This window comes from Pseudomonas sp. MDV22-iso1, from assembly GCF_058145095.1.
This window is the reverse complement of record NZ_JBYVMF010000018.1, coordinates 95629-116339: the sequence shown is the minus strand read 5'-3', so window position 1 is coordinate 116339 and position 20711 is coordinate 95629. Positions and strand designations below refer to the sequence as shown.

Below are 20711 nucleotides of genomic sequence, written 5' to 3'. Positions count from 1 at the left end.
TTCAAAGCAGCCCGACCTTGACCAGCATCGCGCGCAACCGCACGTGTTCTTCGTCGACAAATTTGCCGAAATCGTCACCGGTCAGGATGCTTGGCGACCAGGCATTAGTCTGGATGTTGTCCTGCCAGGTTTTGCTTTTAGTGGCCGCCACCACCGCTTCGATGACGGCCTGGCGCTGCTCGGGCGTGAGGTTCGCGGCACCGTAGACACCGCGCCAGTTGCCGATGGTCACGTCGTAGCCACTCTCTTTCAGCGTCGGCGCATCAATGCCCTCGACCCGATTCGGCGCGCCAATGGCCAGGACCCGGAACTGACCGTTCTTGATGTACTGACCCAGCTCCGCATAGCCGCCCGTGATGACCTTGATCTGACCACCCAAGGCTTGCGCCACCACCTCACCGCCACCGGCGAAGGCTACGTAATTGACCTTGTTGACTGGCACATCCAGCTTGCTCGCCAACTCGGCAATGCCGATGTGATCGATCGAACCCTTGGAGCCGCCGCCGAACGTCACACTGGTGGGTTTGGCCTTGAATTCCTTGATCAGGTCATCCAGGGTTTTGTAGGGCGACTCCTTGCGCACGGCGATCACGTTGTACTCGGTGAACAACCGCGCAATCGGCGTCACGTCCTTCAAGCTGATCTGCGGTTTGTTCTGCTCAATGCCCGCGACCATGATCGCACCGACCACCAGCAACGCATTCGGATCACCCTTGGTGCTGTTGGCAAACTGCGCCAGCCCCAACGTCCCGCCCGCACCGCCCTTGTTCTCGAAGGTCGCGGACTTGGCGGTGCCAGCTTCCACCATGGCCTTGCCCAGCACCCTGGCGGTCTGGTCATAGCCACCGCCCACAGAGCCTGGGGCCATGAACTTGACGGTGTCCAGGGCAAAGGCCGGTGTGGCGAAAACGGCAGCGGTCAGGGCTACAGCGACGCAGCGGCGGAATGAATGGACCGAAGCAAACATGGGGGATTCTCCCTGGATTGTTGTTTTTATGGCGAGTCGATTTCAGACAGCGTAGTACACCGGTGGAGGGGCATCCCATTCCCCTGTTCATGGCGCTACCCAGGCCCCATCGCGAGCAGGCTCGCTCCTACAGTGAACTGCAGCGATCTCAAAATCTGGGCACACCACACATCCCCTGTGGGAGCTGGCTTGCCGGCGATGGCGGTGTGTCAGGCGATGATGATGTTGAATGTATAGGCCCCATCGCGGGCAAGCCCGCTCCCACAGTGAACTGCGGCGGACACAAAATCTGGCCACACCACACATCCCCTGTGGGAGCTGGCTTGCCAGCGATGGCGGTGTGTCAGGCGATGATGATGTTGAATGTGCCGGCCCCATCGCGAGCAGGCTCACTCCTACAGTGAACTGCAGCGATCTCAAAATCTGGGCACACCAAAAATCCCCTGTGGGAGCTGGCTTGCCGGCGATGGCGGTGTGTCAGTCACTGTGATGTCGGATGTGCGGGCCTCATCGCGAGCAGGCTCGCTCCTACAGTGAACTACAGCGGGCTCAAAATTTGTGTACGGCCACACATCCCCATGTAGGAGTGAGCCTGCTCGCGATGACGGACTGTCATCCAGCACCAATGTCGGCTGATACAACGCCACCGCAGGCTATCAACCCTCTCTCATTTCACCTGCATATTCCCCCGCAAAAACGCCATCAACTCCGCCGCCGCCGGCGACAGGCTGCGGCCTTTGCGGCACAGGATTCCGATCTGCCGTTCGACCTTCGGCTCCGCCAGCGGCAAGAACACCAGCTGTTCATTGCCAACCGGAAACGCCAACGAAGGCAACGTGGTAATCCCGATCCCCTCCTCAAGCATCGCGATCAGCGAAATCATGTTTGAGACAAACAACAGACTGCTCTCCAGCAACCCTGCCGCTTGCGTGCCTTCGAGCAAACGCGAGGTGCCGTTGCGCACCAGCGGGTAGTCTTGCAAGCGAGACCAATGCAACGCTCCACCCTGGGCAACCAGCGGGTGATCCTTGCGACACACCACGCCCACCTGATCGCTCAGGATCGGCACAAACTCAATGTTCTCATCCGGCATCCAGACACTGCTGATGCCGAAATCCACCTGCCCTTGGGACAACAGTTGCTGCACGCTGTCCGCGTTTCCGTCTTGAATGCTGATCTGGATCTTCGGGTGCTCGCTGACAAACCGCGCCAGCAGTTGCGGCAATAACCGGCTCGCCACCGAAGGCACGGTAGCGATGCTGACCTGGCCGATTTCGTGCCGGGCCAGCAAGCTCACCTCACTGGCGATGCGATCGTGGTGTGCGAGCAGGTCCTGAAACAGCGGCAAGCAATGCTTGCCAAAAGGCGTCAACTCGGTCTTGCCGCCCTTCTCGAACAGCGCCTGACCCAGCTTCTGCTCCAGTTCACGAACAGCCAGGGACAATGCAGGCTGCGTGCGATAGGCCTGTTTAGCCGCGCCGTGGAAACTTTTGAGCTGCGCGACGAGAACGAAATAGCGAAGCTGGGTGATTTTCAGCTCGGGCAGCATGGTAAGTTTTCCTTATCGTTTCATTTCTATTATTAATTTTTATTTGCAGATTAATACTCGCAAGATGGGAACCACGCAATCGGAGGTTCCCCATGGCAACGCAAACTCATAAAAACTACATCGCTGGCGACTGGTGCGAAGGTGTGGGCGTCATCGCCAACCGCAGCCCTTCTGACGTCGCCGACCTGATCGGTGAATACCAGCAAGCCAGCGCCGAACAAACCAATAACGCCATCGCCGCCGCCCGTGACGCTCAGCCGCTCTGGGCAGCGACCGGGCTGGAACAGCGCCAACAGGTACTGATGGCCATCGGCAACGAGCTGATGGAACGCAAGGAAGAGCTCGGCCAGTTGCTCTCCCGGGAAGAAGGCAAACCTCTCGCCGAGGGCATCGGCGAAGTCAATCGCTCGGCCCAGTTCTTCCATTACTACGCCGCCGAAGTGCTTCGCCAGATGGGCGAGACCGCCGCGTCCGTGCGCCCTGGTATAGACATTGAAGTGCAGCGCGAACCGATAGGTGTGGTCGGCATCATCACCCCCTGGAACTTCCCCATGGCCACCGCCGCCTGGAAGATCGCCCCGGCCCTGGCCTTCGGTAACGCGGTGGTGTTCAAACCGGCAAACCTGGTCCCGGCCAGTGCCTGGGCACTCACCGAAATCATCAGCCGCCAGGCGCTGCCAGCGGGCACGTTCAATCTGGTCATGGGCAGCGGCAGTGTCGTGGGTGAAAGCCTGATCCAGTCAGCGGATATCGATGCGCTGACGTTCACCGGCTCGCTGCAAACCGGCCGTCGCGTCGCCGTGGCCACGGCCACCAACCTGGTGCGCTGCCAGCTGGAAATGGGCAGCAAGAACGCTTTGGTCGTGCTCGATGACGCCGACCTGGAAATTGCCGTTGAATGTGCCTTGAACGGCGCCTTCTTCGGCACCGGTCAGAAGTGCACCGCCTCATCACGCCTGATCGTCTGCGACGGGATTCACGATCGCTTCGTCGCGGCGCTGACCGCACGTATGCGCCAACTGAAAGTCGGCCATGCCCTCGAACAAGGCGTGCACATCGGCCCGGTCGCGGAAGCCCGCCAGCTGGAGCAGAACCTGCAGTACCTGGAACTGGCCAAGGCCGAAGGCGCCACGCTGGTCGAAGGCGGTGAGTTGCTGGCACTGGAACCTGCCGGGCACTACATGCGCCCGGCGCTGTTCATCAACAGCCGCAACGACATGCGCATCAACCGCGAAGAAGTCTTCGGGCCGATTGCCTGTGTCATCCGGGTCAGCGACTACGAACAAGCCCTCGCCACGCTAAACGACACCGAGTACGGCCTGACGGCGGGGATCATCACCCAGTCGCTGCGCCATGCCAGTGACTTCAAGCGCCGTGCCCGCACCGGCTGCGTGATGGTCAACCTGCCCACCGCCGGCACTGATTACCACGTGCCATTCGGCGGTCGCAAAAACTCGAGCTTCGGCCCGCGTGAACAAGGGCAGTACGCCCGCGAGTTCTACACCGTGGTCAAGACCACATACGTGCGTCCCTGAATCGGAGATCACCATGCACGACTTATTGATGATCGATGGCCTGCAATATTCCAACTGGAGCGAAGACATCTTTCGCCAGATGCAGACCGGTGGCCTGAGCGCCGTGCACGCGACCATCGCGTACCACGAGAACGCACGGGAAACACTCTCGCGACTGGGTGAATGGAACCGCCGTTTCGAGACCTGGCCCGAGCTGATCCGTCCGGTCCGCGAGGCGGCTGATATTCGTCTGGCGCACCAGGAGGGCCGCGTCGGGATCTTCTTCGGCTTCCAGAACTGCTCACCCATCGAAGACGACATCAGCCTGGTGGAGATCTTCCGTCAGTTGGGCGTTCTGGTGATGCAGCTCACCTACAACAACCAGAGTTTGCTGGCCAGCGGCTGCTACGAGGCTGAAGACAACGGCATCAGCCGCTTCGGCCGCCAGGTGATCAGCGAAATGAACCGTGTGGGCATGCTGATCGACATGTCCCACAGCGCCGAGCGCAGCACCCTGGAAGCGATCGAGTTGTCGAGCCGGCCGGTCATTGTGTCCCACGCCAACCCGTCGAGTTTCCACGCGGCCAAGCGCAACAAATCCGACGCGGTGTTGCGCGGTATCGCCGAATCCGGCGGCCTGCTCGGTTTCAGTACCTATCCGTTCCACCTCAAGGGCGCGTCGGGCTGCACCCTCGAGTCGTTCTGCGACATGGTCGCCAATACCGCCGACCTGATGGGCGTCGAGCACATAGGCATCGGCACCGACCTGTGCCAGCAACAACCCCTGAGCGTACTGGAATGGATGCGCAATGGACGCTGGAGCAAAGACAAGGACTACGGCGAAGGATCGGCCGACAACGCCAACTGGCCGTCACCGCTGCAATGGTTCCGCGACAGCCGGGATTTCCCGGTGATCGCCCAGGGCCTGCGCGCGCGCGGATTCACCGATGACGATGTGCGCAACATCATGGGACTCAACTGGCTGCGTCTGCTGGAAACCGCCACTTCTGCAATCGTCTGACCCCTGATATCCACCGTGAGGACACCATGAACAACAAAAACAATAGCCTCCCGTTCATCTCCCCGACCGGCGATGCACAGCCTCAAGCGCGTATTTTGGAGGCATCATGAAAACATCCACCACACTGCAAGCCGACGGCCAGCCGCTGGCCCTTGCAACGCCGAAAAAAGACATCGACTGGCCGCTGTTCCTGATCAGTGGCGGGTTCCTGGGCGCCTTCCTGATTGCCGCGCTGGTCGACATCGAAGGCACCTCGAATCTGGTGAACACACTGTTCGCCTGGTCGACGAAGTTCTTCGGCCTGTACTGGCAAATCCTGATGCTGCTGACCTTCGCTGTCAGCCTGTTCATCTGCTTCAGCAAGTGCGGACGTGTGCGTCTGGGTGGCATTGACCAGCGACCCGACACCAGCACCTTCAACTGGATCGCCGTGATCATGTGCGCGCTGCTCGCCGGTGGCGGTGCATTCTGGGCGGCCGCGGAACCGATGATGCACTTCGCCAGCCCGCCGCCACTGTTCGTCGGGGTGCAGCCGCACACCGAAGCCGCAGCGCATGTCGCACTGGCGCAATCTTTCGTGCACTGGGGTTTTCTCGCCTGGGCGGTATTGGGCAGCCTGCTGGCGATCGTCCTGATGCACCTGCATTACGACAAAGGCTTGCCCTTGGCGCCACGCACCCTGCTCTACCCGCTGCTGGGTGAACGCGCACTCAAAGGCCCGATCGGTACGCTGGCAGACGCTACCTCGATCATCGCCGTGGTCGCCGGCACCATCGGGCCCATTGGCTTTTTGGGCCTGCAAATCAGCAGCGCGCTGCACTCGGTCTGGGGCATCCAGAACGACCTGACCACCCAGGCCATCACCATCATTCTGGTGACGGTGATGTACACCACGTCCTGCCTGGTAGGCCTCAAGGGCATCCGTTTCGTCAGTGAAATCAACGTATGGCTGATGATCGGCCTGGCGATTTTCATGGTGGTGTTCGGTCCGACCGCGTTCATCCTCGGCGGCTTCCCCACCGCGTTCGCCTTGCACCTGGAGCAATTCATCCCGATGACGCTGTTCCGCGCCGATCCGAAATGGCTCGACTGGTGGACGGTGTTCTACTGGGGCTGGTTCATTGGCTACGCGCCGATGGTGGCGCTCTACGTGGCCAAGATCTCCCGTGGCCGCACGATCCGCGAGGTCATCATGACCCTGTCGATCATCGCGCCCATCGTCACCATGTTCTGGTTCACCGTGGTTGGCGGAACCGGCATCGGCATGGAACTGCAAACACCGGGTATCGTCACCGCCAACGGCGCGCAACCCGAGTCGCTGCTGCTGGGCGTCACGCAAAACCTGCCCCTGGGCGGCCTGGTCTCGGCGCTGTTCCTGTTCTTGAGTTTTATCTCGGTCGCCACCAACGGTGATGCCATGGCGTTCACCGTGGCGATGGCGATGTCGAGCAATGACAAACCGAAAAAATGGCTGCGGGCGTTCTGGGCGATTGGCATGGGCCTGGCCGCTGTCGTGTTGATCACCATCGGTTCAGGCGGCGTCACCGCACTGCAATCGTTTATCGTGATCACCGCCGTTCCGGTGTCGCTGCTGATCCTGCCGTCCCTGTGGGATGCGCTGAAGATCGCCCGGCACATGGCCCGTGAACAGGCAGTCTGACCATGAATCGTTCAGGAATCACCACGATGTCGTATTCCCCTTCCGAAGCCACGCCGCCGGCCCTGCGCCCTGCCGATCAGGTCATGGACCTTGATCGGCTGGGCAGCCATTTCCAGAGTCGCTTGAGTTTCGTGCGCAGCAGCATGCGCCGCATGATGAACGAGCAATGGCGCATCCAGCGCAGCTGTTTCGACCTGGATGCCGACGGCTTCGGCACTGCGATCTATCGAATCGACACCCCTCACGCGCACTACCATTGCGTGATCTTCTCTGCCTATTTACCGCCGGAAAAACGCAGCGACCGGGTGATCGCTGATCAGTGGGACGTCAGTTTTGTGCTGGTCGCCGGTGATGTGGATGAGCAACAACTGGCGGACTTGCGACGCAACGTTCCGCTGCAGGAAGCCGGCCGGTTTGATGCCCGCGTGCTGGTGCTGTCCCGGGCCAACCGCAGCCTGCGCAACTTCGACCGTTTCCTCGGCGCCCTCGCCGAGGGTGTTCAGCCACAGCCGCAACAGCTCGCCGAAGTGGGCTACCTGTATCGCACCACCGCCGTGTACGGCAACGGCAAGTTCGGTATCGCCGATTTCAGCTGCCTGCAAGGCACTGCGGATTTCACGCAACCGTTCAGCGCTCAGATGTTCACCGTGTACTTGCTGAGGCACTTCAGCATCGAGCAGATCGAACACATGGCACGGGCGCGCAATCCGCAACGGGCGGTCGGGCTGGATGTTGCCCTGCAGCGTTATCTTGGGGTGGGCAACTCCACCGGGCTGGGCATGGCGCCGTTTCTGGTTAATCACCCGCAATTGGTCAATCAATGGGTATGGGCCAGAGAGACCGCCTTGGCGCGGGTCATGGAGCAAGCTGCCGATCTTCCCGAGGTTCAGCGCATGCGGGCATTGCTGAAGCGGGCACACCGGCATGTGCAGCAGAGCGTCACTGACGATCAGCGCCAAAGCGTGATCGATCAGCGCACCCTGGCGGATCTGGATTTGCTGGTCGAGTGGTTCGACAGTCAGCCGGTCTGCGCCGACCTCTGGCCGCGTGTCCAGGCCTGGGCCCAGACCCATGCCAGCAAGGGCTGTCAGGAATTGCTGGTCAGCCTGCTGCTGGAGTTGTACCCGGAACAGGTAGACCCGCTGGCCGAACAGATGGCCGTCAAGGAAGGCTTTCGACTCAACGCCGACATGCCCCTGGCCGAGCTGCGCGCACTGATCGAAGACCACTACCGCTGGGCGTTGGATTTCGACTTGAACGACCCCGAAGCCAACCATTTTTTCTGGTATCGCTCGGCGGAAAAAGAAGAGCCGCGCTTGGGCGAGCGCGCCATGGAGCCCGGCGCCGAAAAGGAAATGCAGCTGGGCATTGCGCACAATATCCAGCGCTGCCACGCTGCGCTGCTCGCCTACATGGAGCAGCATCCGCAGCAGCAGACCGCACATTTTCTGCTGGCCCGACCGCATTTCAAAGGCACGGTCTGCCGCTTGCAAGGCATGGCCCGCTGCGCCTACGGGGAAATCCGCGCCAACCTGATGGACCGCAGCATGCTGCCGATTGACCTGCTGCGCTGCAAGCTGGCGTTCTTCGGCGCGGGCAAGTTCGATCCGAAATCCAGCCGCTGGGTACGGATCACCCTGTTCCAGGGCGCCCCCTTAGTGAGTGAAATCGGCCAGCCTTTTAGCGATGACTGGAATTTTGCCGTCATGCCCACACTGAGCGGAGAAGTCTGATGCGTGTTTCGTTCAACGAAGTGCAGGTGATCAGCCGCAAGGCGTTCGAAGGGCTGGGTTTTGCGCCGGGCGATTGCGACGACGCCGCCGACATGATCGCCCGCCTGCAACAACAAGGGCTCGACGGCATCGGCGCGCTGAAAAAAGCCCTCGCCTTCCTTCACGACGAGGTCGATCGACCGATCGAAACCTGCTACGAAGACGCCGCGCAACTGACCCTCGATGCTCACGGCCAGAGTGTGTTGCGCTGCGCCGCCCAGGCCGTCGAGCTGGGTGTGAGCAAAGCCTTGCGTGGCGGCAGCGCGTTTATCCGTATTCATCACTGCCATAACCGCATCCTGCTGCTCGGCTACCTAGCCCGCTGCGCCGATCAGGGTCTGAATTTTTGCGTGTACTGGCGGGATGCGCGTCAGGAGCTGGTCGCTACATTCAGTGCCGGCGACAGCCAGCCTTCACTGCGGGTGCATGAGCTGCCGCAACCGGCCATGAGCGATGAGCAGAGCATCAATGTGCTGATATCACGCCACTTCACCCTGCTGCCACGCCTCAGCCTGGCTGGCAAACACAGCCAGTCGCTCGCGGACGGTCTGGAGGTGGATGACGAGGTATGGGGGATGTTGAAAAAACTGGGGGAACGGGTGCTGGTGGAAAGCACCGAAGAATCGCGGCGCCGGGGCGCCGGTGAAAGCAGCGACGCTTGATCAAACTCTTTAAAAACGCTTCAGGGATTCATCAATGAAATATGCGATCAAGACCGACCTCTTCGCCTCCCGCGCACCGATGGAATGGGCCGTCGTCGGCAACGGCACGCTGTACACCGCGCAAATCCCCATCGACCGTGAAGGCCAGGTGGTGACGGGCGGCATCGAAGCCCAGACCCGACAGACCCTGGACAATCTGCGTCATACGCTTAAAGCCGCTGGCAGCTCGCTTGATGCGGTGACTCAGGTGCTGATTTACGTCACCGACCGCAGTTATCTGGCGACGGTGAATGCGCTGTACACCGACTACTTCAACGCACCCTACCCTAACCGGGCTGCCGTGGTGGTGGCGGGACTGGCCAGGGAGGAGATGCTGGTGGAGTTGGTGGTGTACGCCTGCGTAGAAACGTAAATACGTACAGCGATCAGGTGCCCCCGCCGACGCCCTCGGTCGCTTGCGCAAACGCCGTTCCTGCTTCACGCACCAACCGGCGCCATTCGCTGCTGGTAATGAGCCCGGCACGTTCCATCTCATCGGCGGCTTTAAGCAATTCGTCATACTGCTCCTCGCTGTCCATGCGGATTCCAGGCTCTTTGAGGAGTTGGTACCAGGCTTCCAGGGCTTGCTTCTTTCGATCGTCACTCATGGCCAGACTCCCAACAGTAGTAATGGTTGGGCGTTTGCCACTCGACGCGGTTCCTTGATCCCGACATACGGCAGCCCTTTTGTGCCCGGAAACTGTTGGTTCAATGTTTGCTTGCGACAGCGCCGTGCCAGGGGCATCAATGCTGAATTTACCACCGCTTCGCGAGCAGGCTCGCTCCTGCATTTGATCTGCAGAGGACACAGAATTTGTGTTCAACACAGATCCCCTGTAGGAGCGAGCCTGCTCGCGATAGGGCCGTGTCAGGTCACAACCGCCCGCCAGGACTAGTGACGATCAATGGCACAACCTGTTCTTCATCCGTCAGCGCCCCATGGTGCCCGATCCAGGAGGTTTGAAACGATTCCCGCACGGATCGAACCAACCCTGCGCCCTGACCCGCAATCACCACCAGATCGCCGATGCGCCTGTAAGCCGAGTCCGCCACCTGCGCCCCGAACAATCCGAGGGCAACCGCTTCTTCTCGCGCATGCACCCTGAAGTGGGGCCCCAGCACATCGCGCCACCGCATCAACACTTCAGCCCCCGCGGAAGCTTCCAGATAAACATGCCTCGCGCGAATATCCGCACAAACGCTGGACACGCCCCGCTGCAGGTCGGGGTTCACATCAAAATCCACCACCCGGGCCTCATCCAGCGTCGTCATGCCATGGTCCGCGGTCACGATGAGTACCGTGTCCTGATCAAGGCACTCACGCAAACGCTGAATCCGCCGATCAATGTCTTGAAGCGCGGCCTGCCAAGGTTCCGATCCCGGCCCCTGCAAATGCCCGACATGATCGAGCTCACTGAAATACACATACGACATCTGCGGTTGAGTGCGCTCGGGAAGTGACCGAAAACACTCAATCAAATGGTCAGTACCCCGAACCGGAATCACGTCCGCGCCATTGAACACCCTTCGTGTGTAAGACGAATCCGCAATGGCAGCAGGCAAAAACGCGTTGATCGACACACCGCTCGCCACGCCCTCCAACCAGGCCGAACGGCCCAACACGACGTCATCCTCGCCAGCTGGCCCACGGAGCAAACCCGTACCCGGTTCGCAGAGTTGCCAGGACAACGGATTGAACTGGCCCTCATCCAGATTGAACGCCGCGCCGACTATGCCATGGCCACCGCTATCTATTCCCGTGGCCAGCGAAGCCAGGCTTGCAGCCGTGGTCGACGGAAAGCCCGAGCGCAGCACCTTCCCTTGTGCACGGTTCCACAACGACCCGATATACGGCGCCCGGTGGGCATAACGACTCAGCAGGTCAGCGCCCAGTCCGTCGACTAGACACACCACCGCATGCCGACACGGTGGCAAGGCAAAACCTCCCGAATAGGCGCCGACACCGAGCGAACTGAAAATTGACTGAGTCAAAACAGCCAAGCCGGACGTTGTTGGCGCAAGCATGATGGATCTCCCTTAACGAACCTCAGCCCTTGGTGCTTATGCACCCGCTAAAGGAACACTAAGTGTTTTGGGAGATGATGCCTAGGCGTTCATTCTGCACCCGGCTCTGTAGGAGCAAAGCTTGCTCGCGATAGCAGATTGTCGGTCACCTCCCTGTTGAATGCTCCGACGTTATCGCGAGCAAGCTTTGCTCCCACAGAGCCGTACGCCCCAACGGGAACTAGCCTCGCCACAACTTCATGCACAGCCGCTAAACCAGCCTCTCGCAGGTAGCCAGATCAATGGGCAATACACACCGATTTCAACTCGGTATACGCCTCGATCACCGCACGGCCGAACTCGCGGCCCATGCCGGATTGCTTGACCCCGCCAAAGGGCATCGCCGGGTCGAGCAGGACGTGGGCGTTGACCCACACGGTACCGGCTTCGATGCGCGGTACCAGGTTCATCGCTTTGCTCAGGTCGTTGGTCCACAAGCTCGCCGCGAGGCCGTAGCGGTTATCGTTGGCCAGGGCGATGACAGCGTCTTCATCGTCGAACGGCATCACGCCCAACACCGGGCCGAACACTTCTTCCCGCGCCACGGTCATGCTGTGGTCGATGTCGGCGAGGATGGTCGGCTGCACGTAGAAGCCATCGCCTTCAATCAACTCGCCCCCGGACACCACCCGCGCACCTTCCTGTCGAGCCAGTTCGATGTGTTTGAGCACGCCTTGCTGCTGCTTGCGCGACACCAGCGGGTTGATGGCCGCGTCGCAATTCATGCCCGCGCCAATCGGCATGGCCGATACCGCTGCCGCGAGGCCCTCGACGAACTGGTCGTGGATCGAACGGTGCACGTAAAAACGTGAAGCCGCCGCACAGACCTGGCCATTGTTCAGCAGACCGCCGAGGATCGCGCCCTGAACGGCTTTTTCGATGTCGGCATCGGCGAGCACGATCATCGGATTCTTGCCGCCCAGCTCCAGGGCGAAGCGCGTCATGTTTGCCATGCATGCCACCCCCACACTTTTGCCCACGGCGGTAGAGCCCGTGAAAGAGACTTTGCTCACCAGCGGATGCGCCGTCAGCACGCCGCCCACCGAGGCGCCGCCACCGGTCACAACGTTGAACACGCCCGCTGGAATACCTGCTTCCAGCGCCAGTTCGGCCAGGCGCATGGCAGTCAGCGGGGTTTCCATCGCGGGTTTGATAATCACCGTACAACCGGTGGCCAGGGCCGGCATGAGTTTCCAGGCGGCGATCAACAGCGGGAAGTTCCACGGCACGATCCCGACCACCACACCCACCGGCTCACGTTTGGTGAAGGCGGTGAACTTGGCGCCGGGTGGCAGCGGAATCGACACGTCAAAGGTCTGCCCTTCGATCTTGGTCGCCCAACCGGACATGTAGCGCATGAACTCGACCGTGGCATTCAGGTCCAGTGCACGGGCCATGTTGATCGACTTGCCTTGGCTGAGGGTTTCCAGCTGAGCCAGTTCTTCGGCGTGCTCTTCTACCAGACGGGTGAAGTTCAGCAGGATGCGTTCGCGGTCGGCCGGGCGCAAACCCGACCAGACGCCGGACTTGAAAGCCTTGTGGGAGGACTGCACGGCGTGCTCGACGATTTCCAGCGGCGCATCGAGGGTTTCGCACAAAGTTTGTCCGGTCGCCGGGTTGACCACGGCGATGCTTTGCCCTTCGCCAAACACCCATTGGCCATCGATAAAGCAGCCATGACGACGCTCAAGGAATGCAGCGACCTGCGGCAGAATTTCAACGTTGCTCATAAATCACCTTTGACTCAGTCGAGTGATTCAACCGGAAAACCGGCTGATTACTGTTGTTCTTTGAGGAAACACACGACCGCCTGACGGTCTTCCGCCGAGGCCAGCCCCATGTAAGGCATGTAAGTCCCCGGCACGAATGCCTGGGGCTGGGTGATGAGTTGCGCGATGTTCTCGGCTTGCCAGTTGATGTCTTTGTTGCGCATGGCCTGGGAATAGTTGAAGCCAGCCAGCGAACCGGATTTGCGCCCGACCACACCCGCCAGATTCGGCCCCATCATGCCCGTCGCGCCCTGGGTCACCGAGTGGCAGACCGCGCATTCATTGGCGAACACCTGGGCGCCGTGGCCCTGGTCCGGCGTGCAGTCTGCGGCGAACGCGGCGCTGGCCAGGGTGATTGAAAGCAGACCGAAAAGAGGCAATCGCAGCGAGGTGAACATAAGAAAACGACCTTGAAATCCGCGTGCTCGTCAGGCGACGAACACCAACACTGATAAGGCCGGTGCGGGAGGCATCGGCTGGGTTGGTACGGATTGTCGATGGTCATCGATGCGCAGGATTTTCCCTGCGTGCCAGTCGTATTGGCGGGGCTGCCAAACCAGGCATTTTGGCAAGCACAACCAACTCTTTGGCAACCACACAAAAGGGTGGAAAAGTTCACGGCCGTAGTATCGAAAGAGACCGCAACCCTGCGCTCAAGAACAAGAACGGATGCCACACGATGCTCAAGTCCCCCTTGCTTCGCCTCTCGACGCTCGCGCTGATGATCAGCGCCAGTCACGCCGGCGCCTATGAACTGTATGCCGACGACGACACCCACCTGAACGCCACCCTGGAAGCGGTTTTCGGCATTTTCCACAGCCAGGAAAACTATGCGCTGTCGGGCCGTCTCGACGAGGGCTCATCGTCATGGCGCGAGGGCTATCTCAAATACGGTTTGAGTTTTGACAAGGGTCTGGCTGGCGCAGGTACCGCGTATGGCGCCGCGAACCTGCTCAGCTCCGGCACCTGGGGCGACGGCGATGCCGCGGGTTTCAGCGATGGTTCGGAACGCACCACAAAATTCGAAGACGCTTACCTGGGCTGGCGTTCGAAAGACCTGTTCCCGGTCCTTGGGGACGACGGTATCGACCTGTCCTTCGGCCGCCAGAACATTGTGGTCGGTGATGGTTTCCTGATTGATGGCGACGCGTTGAACATGGGCAAGGGGCTGGCCGACGGCGAGTTCAACCGTGGCGGCGCCTACTGGCTGGCCGCGCGCAAAGCGTTCGATGAGACCGCCGTGTTGCGCATCGGTGGCAAGGAAGGCTGGCGTGGCGACCTGATGTGGTTGAAATCCAACAACCGCGCCCAGGCCATGACCGAAATGTACGTTGGCACACTGGAACACGTGTCCGACATCGGCACCGTCGGTTTGACCTACATCGACACCACCGACGTCGACGAGCAGTACGCCTCGCCGATTCAACTCGAACGCGACGGCATGAAGACTTACAGCCTGCGTGCCACCGGCAACGCCGGCGTCAAGGACCTGTTCCTCTCCGGTGAATACGCCAAACAGGACAAGCCTCACACGTCCACTGAGGACGCCTGGTACCTGGAAGCCGGCTGGACCTTTTCCGACGTGGCCTGGTCGCCGTACGTCAGCTACCGCTACAGCCGTTTTTCGGAAGGCTACGACACGTTGTTCTATGGTTTCAGCCGTGGTTTCGGCACCTGGTTCCAGGGTGAAGTGGCGGGCAACTATGCCGGTCCGTTCAACAGCAACGCACGCATCCAGCAGGTCAAGTTCAGCGTCTCGCCACTGGAGAACCTGACGGTGGGTGCGATGTATTTCAACTTCGACACCATCGATCGCAACCTGGGTAACGCCGATGGCCACGAAGCCGACCTGTACGCCGAATGGCACGTCAATGAAAATCTTAGCGTGATGCCGCTGATCGGCCTGTTCCAGCCGGACAAGAGCGCCGATCAGGGTGGTACGCAGTTGGGCAACAACGACAAGAACCTCTACAGCCAGGTGATTTTCGCCACGACGTTCTAAGCAAGCCCTTCATATCAGTGGCGCACTATGCCCCCCTGTAGCAGCTGGCGAAGCTGCGTCCTTGTGGCGAGGGGATTTAGCGAACGTCGCACCGCCCCGCTCGGCGACGTAGTCGCCGCGAAACCAGCGCACGCAGAATGCTTGATTCACCTGGTCGTCCTGATTGGGGTTGCTTCGCAACCCAACGGGGATAAATCCCCTTACCACAAGGATGCAGCTTCGCCAGCTGCTACAGGGTTTGTGCCGTGAGGGTGCGTTCAGGTATTCAAGTCTGCGGGCGGTTCGAATCGATCCAGCGCCCGGTTCACCGCCAGCTCCCCCAGCATGATGACTTGCGCGATGCCGAGCAGGGAGTTGCGGCTCGGTCCTTCCAGATGATCGGCCAGGTCGATGGCCATGACATTGGCCGAGGCCAGCGATTCGCAGGCGTGAGCCAGAAGGGTTTCGACGTCCAGCTCGGGGTTGACGATGAACATGGAGGGAAGTGTGCGAGGAGTGGCTTTGATGTCGGCGATTGAGGGGCGGTTGACGGTTGGGTCGGTGTCTGGCGGATTGGGTGTGACTTTGAACATGGTGAACTCCTAGAGTAATGGAGCTGCCAACATTCGCTGCGAAACGAAAAAAGGTGGCAACTGTACGCGGGTTCGCAGACCAGGACTCTAGGAACCCGGCAGGCCCGAAGACCTCCCACGCACAGCCGCCATGACATTGACAACAGATCAGGAAATGATCTGCTCTCGGACGGTAGACGTTGTGCATCTAGAGTTGACCCAGGCTGCGAAACCCGATCACTGATGGCAGTGACGCGAATCAAGTTACCGAGGGCGTCCAAGGCGCACAAGCCGGCGGATTCTGGCGTAGTCGTAGGTCGTTACGCAAGCTGGCGTAGCTTTCAGGACGTATCCTTAAACGCAATTAAACACGCACTGCAAAACCCCCCTTTTGCCCACGACGAAACGTCTATTCATCTCGCCGCCGACCCGCTCTATGTAGCAGCTGGCGAAGCCTGCGTTCGAGTGCGCAGCAGTCGTAAAACCTGAGCACGCGGTTCACCTGAAACACCGCGTTGTCTGGTTTGGCGACTGCTTCGCACTCGAACGCAGGCTTCGCCAGCTGCTACATAGAGCGGTTCGGTGGTGGTGCGGTGGTGTGGCGGCGTTGAATCATGGATCGGCGTGGATTCAGCAGGCCGCAGCCGCATGCTCCAATCGGTGAAACAGCCGATTGAAATACACCAGGCTATCCCCTTCCCCACGCATGCCGACCTTCGACAATTCCACAAACATCACTGAATGCGACCCCACTTCCTTGCACTCGCTGATCCGCCCTTCCAGCTGCACCAGCGCATCTCGCAGCACCGGCACACCCGTTTCACCGCCGTCCCACAAATCCCAGGTAAACCGCTCCTCCATCGACACTTTAGTCATCCCGGCAAAGTGCCGGGCCAGCTCTTCCTGCTCGCCGCACAGGACGTTGATGCACAGGCGCCCGTTCGCGCGAAATACATCGTGGGTCGCGCTGCCACGGTTCACGCACACCAACACGGTCGGCGGCGAATCGGTCACCGAGCACACCGCGCTGGCGGTGATGCCGCAGCGTCCGCCGGGGCCGTTGGTGGTGATGATGTTCACCGCGGCAGGCAACTGCGCCATGGCGTTGCGAAAGTCGATTTGCTGCTGGCTCAGGTCGGCCATGTCGATGCCCCTTCCTTCAGGAGGACCGCCCGTTCGCGGCCCGTAGGTGATGGAACAAGACTAAAGCCCGCCGGCGTGCACAACTATCCTGACGATCCCCATGACGAGGTTGGCTTTCCGCTAGTCGACTAGGTGGTTTCTTTATCGTCACAGCCCTTCGCAGTGGGTATTCTGCAGACTGGCTCCGATGAGAGCTGATGTCCGCCGCAGCGTGCTCGCGTGCGAAAACAATAATTAGAAATTCTCGTGGCAGTCCCTGATGGAAAACCGCAAACCGATTGTTTACATCGTTGATGACGACAAAGACCTGCGCACCTCACTGGCGTGGTTGCTGGAGTCGGTGAGCGTGCAAGCGCAATGCTTTGCCGGCGCTGAAGAGTTCCTCAGCCAATACGATCCCAAACAGCCCGCGTGCCTCGTGCTGGACGTGCGCATGCCCGAGACCAGCGGCTTCCAACTGCAGGAAATCCTCAACCAGCGCGGCAGCACCTTGCCGACCATCTTCGTGTCCGCCCATGGCGATATTCCGATGTCGGTGACCGCCATGAAGAACGGCGCGCTGGACTTCGTCGAAAAGCCCTATAACCCGCAGCAGATGATCGATCGTATCCAGGCTGCGCTGAAGGTCGCCGTGCATGCCCAGGCCGATCAGCAGCAGCGCCAGCACATGCAAGGCAAATTGGCGCTGCTGACCAGCCGGGAACGCGAAGTATTGATGCTGGTGGTGGATGGCAAGGCCAGCAAAGTCATCGCCCGGGAACTGAACATCAGCGTGAAAACCGTTGATGTACACCGGACCAAAATCAAGGAAAAAATGGGCGTGACCAGCATCGCCATGCTGGTGAGAGAAGTGCTGCATCTGCCGGCTGATGAGCCTGTGCGGCACTAAGTGATTGGCGGCGATCATGACGCCGCCATCGCCAGCAGGCTAGCTCCCACGAGAGATCGGGGATGTACACAGAATCAGTGTTACCCCATTCCAATGTGGGAGCTAGCCTGCTAGCGATGAGGCCATCACATCCAAAATCAATGCCGCCTGACACTCCGCCATCGCCAGCAGGCTAGCGCCTACAGAGGATGTGTGGTCAGTTCTGGCTATACCGCTTGCGATACACGCCGGGTGACACGCCAAAGCGTGACTTGAACGCTGAAGAGAAGTAGCTGGAATCAGAAAAACCCCAGGCGTAACACAGCGCCGACAGCTTCTGTTCATCGCGGGAGCGGCGCAGGTTTTCCGCGCAGAAATCCAGGCGGCGGTGCTTGATGTATTGCGCCACCACCAGGCCGCGCTTGGAGAACATCCGGTACAAACCGCGCACCGATATTCCCACCTCGCGCGCGATCAGTTCGGGGCACAGTTCTTCGGTGCTGATGTGTTCGTCGATGTAAGCGATGATCTTGCGGAACTGCCGTTCATGGGCGTCCCCACCACTGTCGTGAGCACTGATCCCCGGCAACAACAGGCTGACCAGCGCATCGAGGACCGCCTCGCTTTCCTGCATGTCCAGGCCTTCCTGCTGCCGGGTTTCCAGTACCAGCTTGTTGGCCATCGCCGCCAGCGGTGTGCTGGCCGAGATACGGGTGGCGCAGTTGAGCGCTTTGAGGTGCGAGCTACGCTCGACCACCTGGCGCGGCAGAATCAACGACAACTGCCGGGAATCGTCGTTGTAGGTCATGTCGCTCGGGCGGCAGGCGTCGATCAGGGCGATGTCGCCACACCCCAACTGAGCGCGGTTGCCGCCCTGCTCCAGCTGCGAACTGCCGCGCATCTGGAACACCGCGTAGTAATGACCATCGCTGCTGACACTGACGTCCTTGCTGGTGCGATACAGGTGCACGTGCGCCATATCGACGACACTGAGGTTGATCGCACCACTGCGAAACTCCGCCAGTTCACCGTAGAAATCCGTGTCCAGCGCGCGGGCATCGAAGCGCCCACACGCCTGGTTGACCTGGCTTAACCAATGTTCGAACGCCTCGTTGCGAACCGCCGAAGAAGTCATCATCACTGCAAAGCCTCACGCGTATTTATTGTTATTTTTCGACCGCTTCGTCGAGCGGTTCGGCAAATAGTCATCCCTGGCTGTCTCCTCCTTCGACAGCCGCCGGAGCGCTATTCTTCCGGCTCAGGCTTACGCTTGCCAGTGTTCAATGCAATTACAGGTCCAATACCAGACGAGCGGAAACAGCGCGGGAAACACAGGCGCAGATCTGCTTGTTGGACGCCTTTTCTTTGTTCGACAAACAGTTGTCGCGGTGCTCGGGTACGCCGTCCAGCACCTCGACGATGCACGTGCCGCAAATACCTTCGCGACACTCGGTATCAATGTCGCAGCCATGGGCCTGCAGCACATCGACCAGGCTGGTGTTGGCGGGCACCTGAAGCACCACGCCCGAACTGGAGAGTTCGACTTCAAAACCGCCGCTGGGGCCGGCATTGGCGGCCGGATCGGCGGCGAAGTGTTCGAGGTGAATGGCGTCATCGCCGCGGCTTCGAGCCGCCACTTCCACCACTTTGTTCATGAACGGCGCCGGGCCGCAGGTGTAGACGTGGGCGGCGCTACCCGCCTGGTCCAGGCACTCGTTTAACGCGGCGTCCAGATCAGCCGGTTCGACGCCGTAGTGAAACTGCACATGATTGGCGAACGTACTGGCCAACAGCTCGGTAAACGCGGCGTATTCCGGTGAACGAGCGAAATAATGCAGACGATAAGGCTGACCGCTTTCTGTCAATCGATAGGCCATGCTCAACAGCGGCGTGACACCGATCCCGGCCGCGAACAGCACATGCTCGGTGGCACCCGGGTCGAGATGAAACAGGCTGCGCGGCGCGCCCATTTCCAGCTCCATGCCCTCTTGCACGTTTTCGTGCAACGCCAGCGAACCACCACGCGATTGTGCCTCTTTCTTGACCGCCACCAGGTACGCCCGGCGATCCTGCGGCGGGCTGCACGGCGAATACTGGCGCGTCACCCCGGTCGGCCCGGTCAGGTCAACATGGGCGCCCGGTTCATAAGTGTCGAGCGGCTGGCCGTCACTGCGCACGAGGCGAAAGGAACGGATATCCAGCGCTTCGTCGACGATCCTTTCGATCTTCACCTTCATCATTGAGTCACCTGAAATACTTACTTTTGGTTTAACACTGCACTCTGTAGGAGCTGCCGAAGGCTGCGATCTTTTGATTTTGATCTTTAAAAACAAGATCAAAAGATCGCAGCCTGCGGCAGCTCCTACAGGTTCGATTTCCGCCAGGAGATCAGCGCATGAACAACCCGCCATTGATGTCCCAGCACGCGCCCGTGACAGAGGTAGCGTTATCGGCGATCAACAGCAACACGCCGTCGGCGATGAACCCAGGGTCACCGAGGGTGCCTGCCGGGATCATTTTCAGAATCTGTTCCAGACGCTCAGGCGCCACGCTTTCACGCACCACCGGCAAATCCAGCGGACCCGGCGAGAGGCTGTTGACCGTCACGCCGTGTGCCGCCAGTTCACGGGCAAACACCTTGGTCAGCGTCGCAACACCGCCCTTGGCTGCCGCGTAATGCGCGCCGGTGGCGGTGCCGCCGTTCTGCCCGGCCAGCGAGGCGATGTTGACGATGCGCCCAAACCCACGCTCGGCAAAATGCGCGCCGAACACCTGGCACGCCACGAAAGTGCCGCGCAGGTTGATCGCCATCGACTCATCGAACTCTTCGGGCGTGATGTCCATCAGCGCCGCCACCTTCGATACGCCGGCGTTGTTCACCAGGATGTCCGTACCGCCCCAACGCTCGGTGAGCAGGTCACGCGCCCGGACGAAATCGGCCTTGTTGCGCACATCCAGTTCGATGGCGACGGCACTCGCGCCGCTGCTATCCAGTTCGGCAGCCAGACGCTGCACGCCGTCGAGGCGCACATCGGCCAGACCGACGCGATAACCTGCCGCGTGCAGACGCCGGGCGATGCACTCGCCCAGTCCGCGTGAAGCACCCGTTACGAGGGCTACTCGACTCATG

19 protein-coding genes are annotated in these 20711 nt (G+C 60.4%); 8 read left to right on the top strand and 11 right to left on the bottom strand.

What is annotated here, in order from left to right; all coding sequences use genetic code 11:
* Position 1 precedes the first annotated feature (1 nt).
* Both AC3ZVB_RS20245 and AC3ZVB_RS20240 read right to left on the bottom strand, forming a co-directional pair.
* Complete coding sequence (locus AC3ZVB_RS20245) at positions 2-967, bottom strand: Bug family tripartite tricarboxylate transporter substrate binding protein (protein ID WP_490147556.1); 966 nt, start codon at positions 965-967, stop codon at positions 2-4.
* 667 nt (positions 968-1634) lie between these two features.
* Positions 1635-2516 carry a LysR family transcriptional regulator gene (locus AC3ZVB_RS20240; RefSeq protein WP_490147555.1) on the bottom strand — a complete coding sequence of 294 codons (882 nt, stop codon included), beginning with the start codon at positions 2514-2516 and terminating at the stop codon, positions 1635-1637.
* A 92-nt stretch (positions 2517-2608) separates the two neighbouring features.
* Between AC3ZVB_RS20240 and AC3ZVB_RS20235 the strand changes: the two genes are divergently transcribed.
* The 6 genes from AC3ZVB_RS20235 (at position 2609) to AC3ZVB_RS20210 (ending at position 9557) form a co-directional block, all read left to right on the top strand.
* The gene (locus AC3ZVB_RS20235; protein ID WP_490147554.1) at positions 2609-4051 is read left to right on the top strand and encodes an aldehyde dehydrogenase family protein; all 1443 of its coding nucleotides are present in this window, start codon (positions 2609-2611) and stop codon (positions 4049-4051) included.
* Positions 4052-4064: 13 nt separating this feature from the next.
* Positions 4065-5051 carry a dipeptidase gene (locus AC3ZVB_RS20230; RefSeq protein WP_490147553.1) on the top strand — a complete coding sequence of 329 codons (987 nt, stop codon included), beginning with the start codon at positions 4065-4067 and terminating at the stop codon, positions 5049-5051.
* A 106-nt stretch (positions 5052-5157) separates the two neighbouring features.
* A complete protein-coding gene (locus tag AC3ZVB_RS20225; protein WP_162440380.1) occupies positions 5158-6711 on the top strand; it encodes a BCCT family transporter in 1554 nt (517 codons plus the stop codon).
* Positions 6712-6737: 26 nt separating this feature from the next.
* Positions 6738-8444, top strand: coding sequence for a hypothetical protein (locus AC3ZVB_RS20220; RefSeq protein WP_490147552.1), 1707 nt, complete (start codon positions 6738-6740; stop codon positions 8442-8444).
* Entirely contained in the window at positions 8444-9145 is a 702-nt protein-coding gene (locus AC3ZVB_RS20215) for a DUF3726 domain-containing protein (protein ID WP_490147551.1), read from the top strand. The genes AC3ZVB_RS20220 and AC3ZVB_RS20215 overlap by 1 nt, the downstream gene beginning before the upstream one ends.
* 34 nt (positions 9146-9179) lie before the next feature.
* Entirely contained in the window at positions 9180-9557 is a 378-nt protein-coding gene (locus tag AC3ZVB_RS20210; RefSeq protein WP_490147550.1) for a RidA family protein, read from the top strand.
* A 13-nt stretch (positions 9558-9570) separates the two neighbouring features.
* Here the strand turns inward: AC3ZVB_RS20210 and AC3ZVB_RS20205 are convergent, their stop codons facing one another.
* The 4 genes from AC3ZVB_RS20205 to AC3ZVB_RS20190 all read right to left on the bottom strand — a co-directional run bounded on the left by AC3ZVB_RS20205 (position 9571) and on the right by AC3ZVB_RS20190 (position 13415).
* Positions 9571-9792 carry a hypothetical protein gene (locus AC3ZVB_RS20205; RefSeq protein WP_194693447.1) on the bottom strand — a complete coding sequence of 74 codons (222 nt, stop codon included), beginning with the start codon at positions 9790-9792 and terminating at the stop codon, positions 9571-9573.
* Positions 9793-10057: 265 nt separating this feature from the next.
* Complete coding sequence (locus AC3ZVB_RS20200; protein ID WP_490147549.1) at positions 10058-11209, bottom strand: alkaline phosphatase family protein; 1152 nt, start codon at positions 11207-11209, stop codon at positions 10058-10060.
* 278 nt (positions 11210-11487) lie between these two features.
* The gene (locus AC3ZVB_RS20195) at positions 11488-12978 is read right to left on the bottom strand and encodes an aldehyde dehydrogenase family protein (protein WP_490147548.1); all 1491 of its coding nucleotides are present in this window, start codon (positions 12976-12978) and stop codon (positions 11488-11490) included.
* Positions 12979-13025: 47 nt separating this feature from the next.
* Positions 13026-13415, bottom strand: coding sequence for a c-type cytochrome (locus AC3ZVB_RS20190; RefSeq protein WP_162440373.1), 390 nt, complete (start codon positions 13413-13415; stop codon positions 13026-13028).
* 281 nt (positions 13416-13696) lie between these two features.
* On the opposite strand from AC3ZVB_RS20190, the gene AC3ZVB_RS20185 reads away from it, so the two are divergent.
* Positions 13697-15019 (top strand): alginate export family protein, encoded by a 1323-nt coding sequence (locus AC3ZVB_RS20185; RefSeq protein ID WP_490147547.1) that lies wholly within the window; start codon positions 13697-13699, stop codon positions 15017-15019.
* Positions 15020-15276: 257 nt separating this feature from the next.
* Here AC3ZVB_RS20185 and AC3ZVB_RS20180 read toward each other — a convergent pair whose 3' ends face one another.
* Both AC3ZVB_RS20180 and hpaC read right to left on the bottom strand, forming a co-directional pair.
* The gene (locus AC3ZVB_RS20180; RefSeq protein WP_490147546.1) at positions 15277-15591 is read right to left on the bottom strand and encodes a DUF6124 family protein; all 315 of its coding nucleotides are present in this window, start codon (positions 15589-15591) and stop codon (positions 15277-15279) included.
* A gap of 609 nt (positions 15592-16200) precedes the next feature.
* Positions 16201-16713, bottom strand: a complete 513-nt coding sequence (gene hpaC, locus AC3ZVB_RS20175) for a 4-hydroxyphenylacetate 3-monooxygenase, reductase component (RefSeq protein WP_162440370.1) — start codon at positions 16711-16713, stop codon at positions 16201-16203.
* A gap of 259 nt (positions 16714-16972) precedes the next feature.
* Here hpaC and AC3ZVB_RS20170 point away from each other — a divergent pair, with 259 nt between their 5' ends.
* Complete coding sequence (locus AC3ZVB_RS20170) at positions 16973-17602, top strand: response regulator transcription factor (protein WP_162440369.1); 630 nt, start codon at positions 16973-16975, stop codon at positions 17600-17602.
* A gap of 196 nt (positions 17603-17798) precedes the next feature.
* Here AC3ZVB_RS20170 and feaR read toward each other — a convergent pair whose 3' ends face one another.
* The 3 genes from feaR to AC3ZVB_RS20155 form a co-directional block, all read right to left on the bottom strand.
* Positions 17799-18719 (bottom strand): transcriptional regulator FeaR, encoded by a 921-nt coding sequence (gene feaR / locus AC3ZVB_RS20165; RefSeq protein WP_490147545.1) that lies wholly within the window; start codon positions 18717-18719, stop codon positions 17799-17801.
* A 151-nt stretch (positions 18720-18870) separates the two neighbouring features.
* Positions 18871-19821, bottom strand: coding sequence for a PDR/VanB family oxidoreductase (locus AC3ZVB_RS20160; RefSeq protein ID WP_490147544.1), 951 nt, complete (start codon positions 19819-19821; stop codon positions 18871-18873).
* 148 nt (positions 19822-19969) lie between these two features.
* Complete coding sequence (locus tag AC3ZVB_RS20155) at positions 19970-20710, bottom strand: SDR family NAD(P)-dependent oxidoreductase (RefSeq protein WP_490147543.1); 741 nt, start codon at positions 20708-20710, stop codon at positions 19970-19972.
* Position 20711 lies beyond the last annotated feature (1 nt).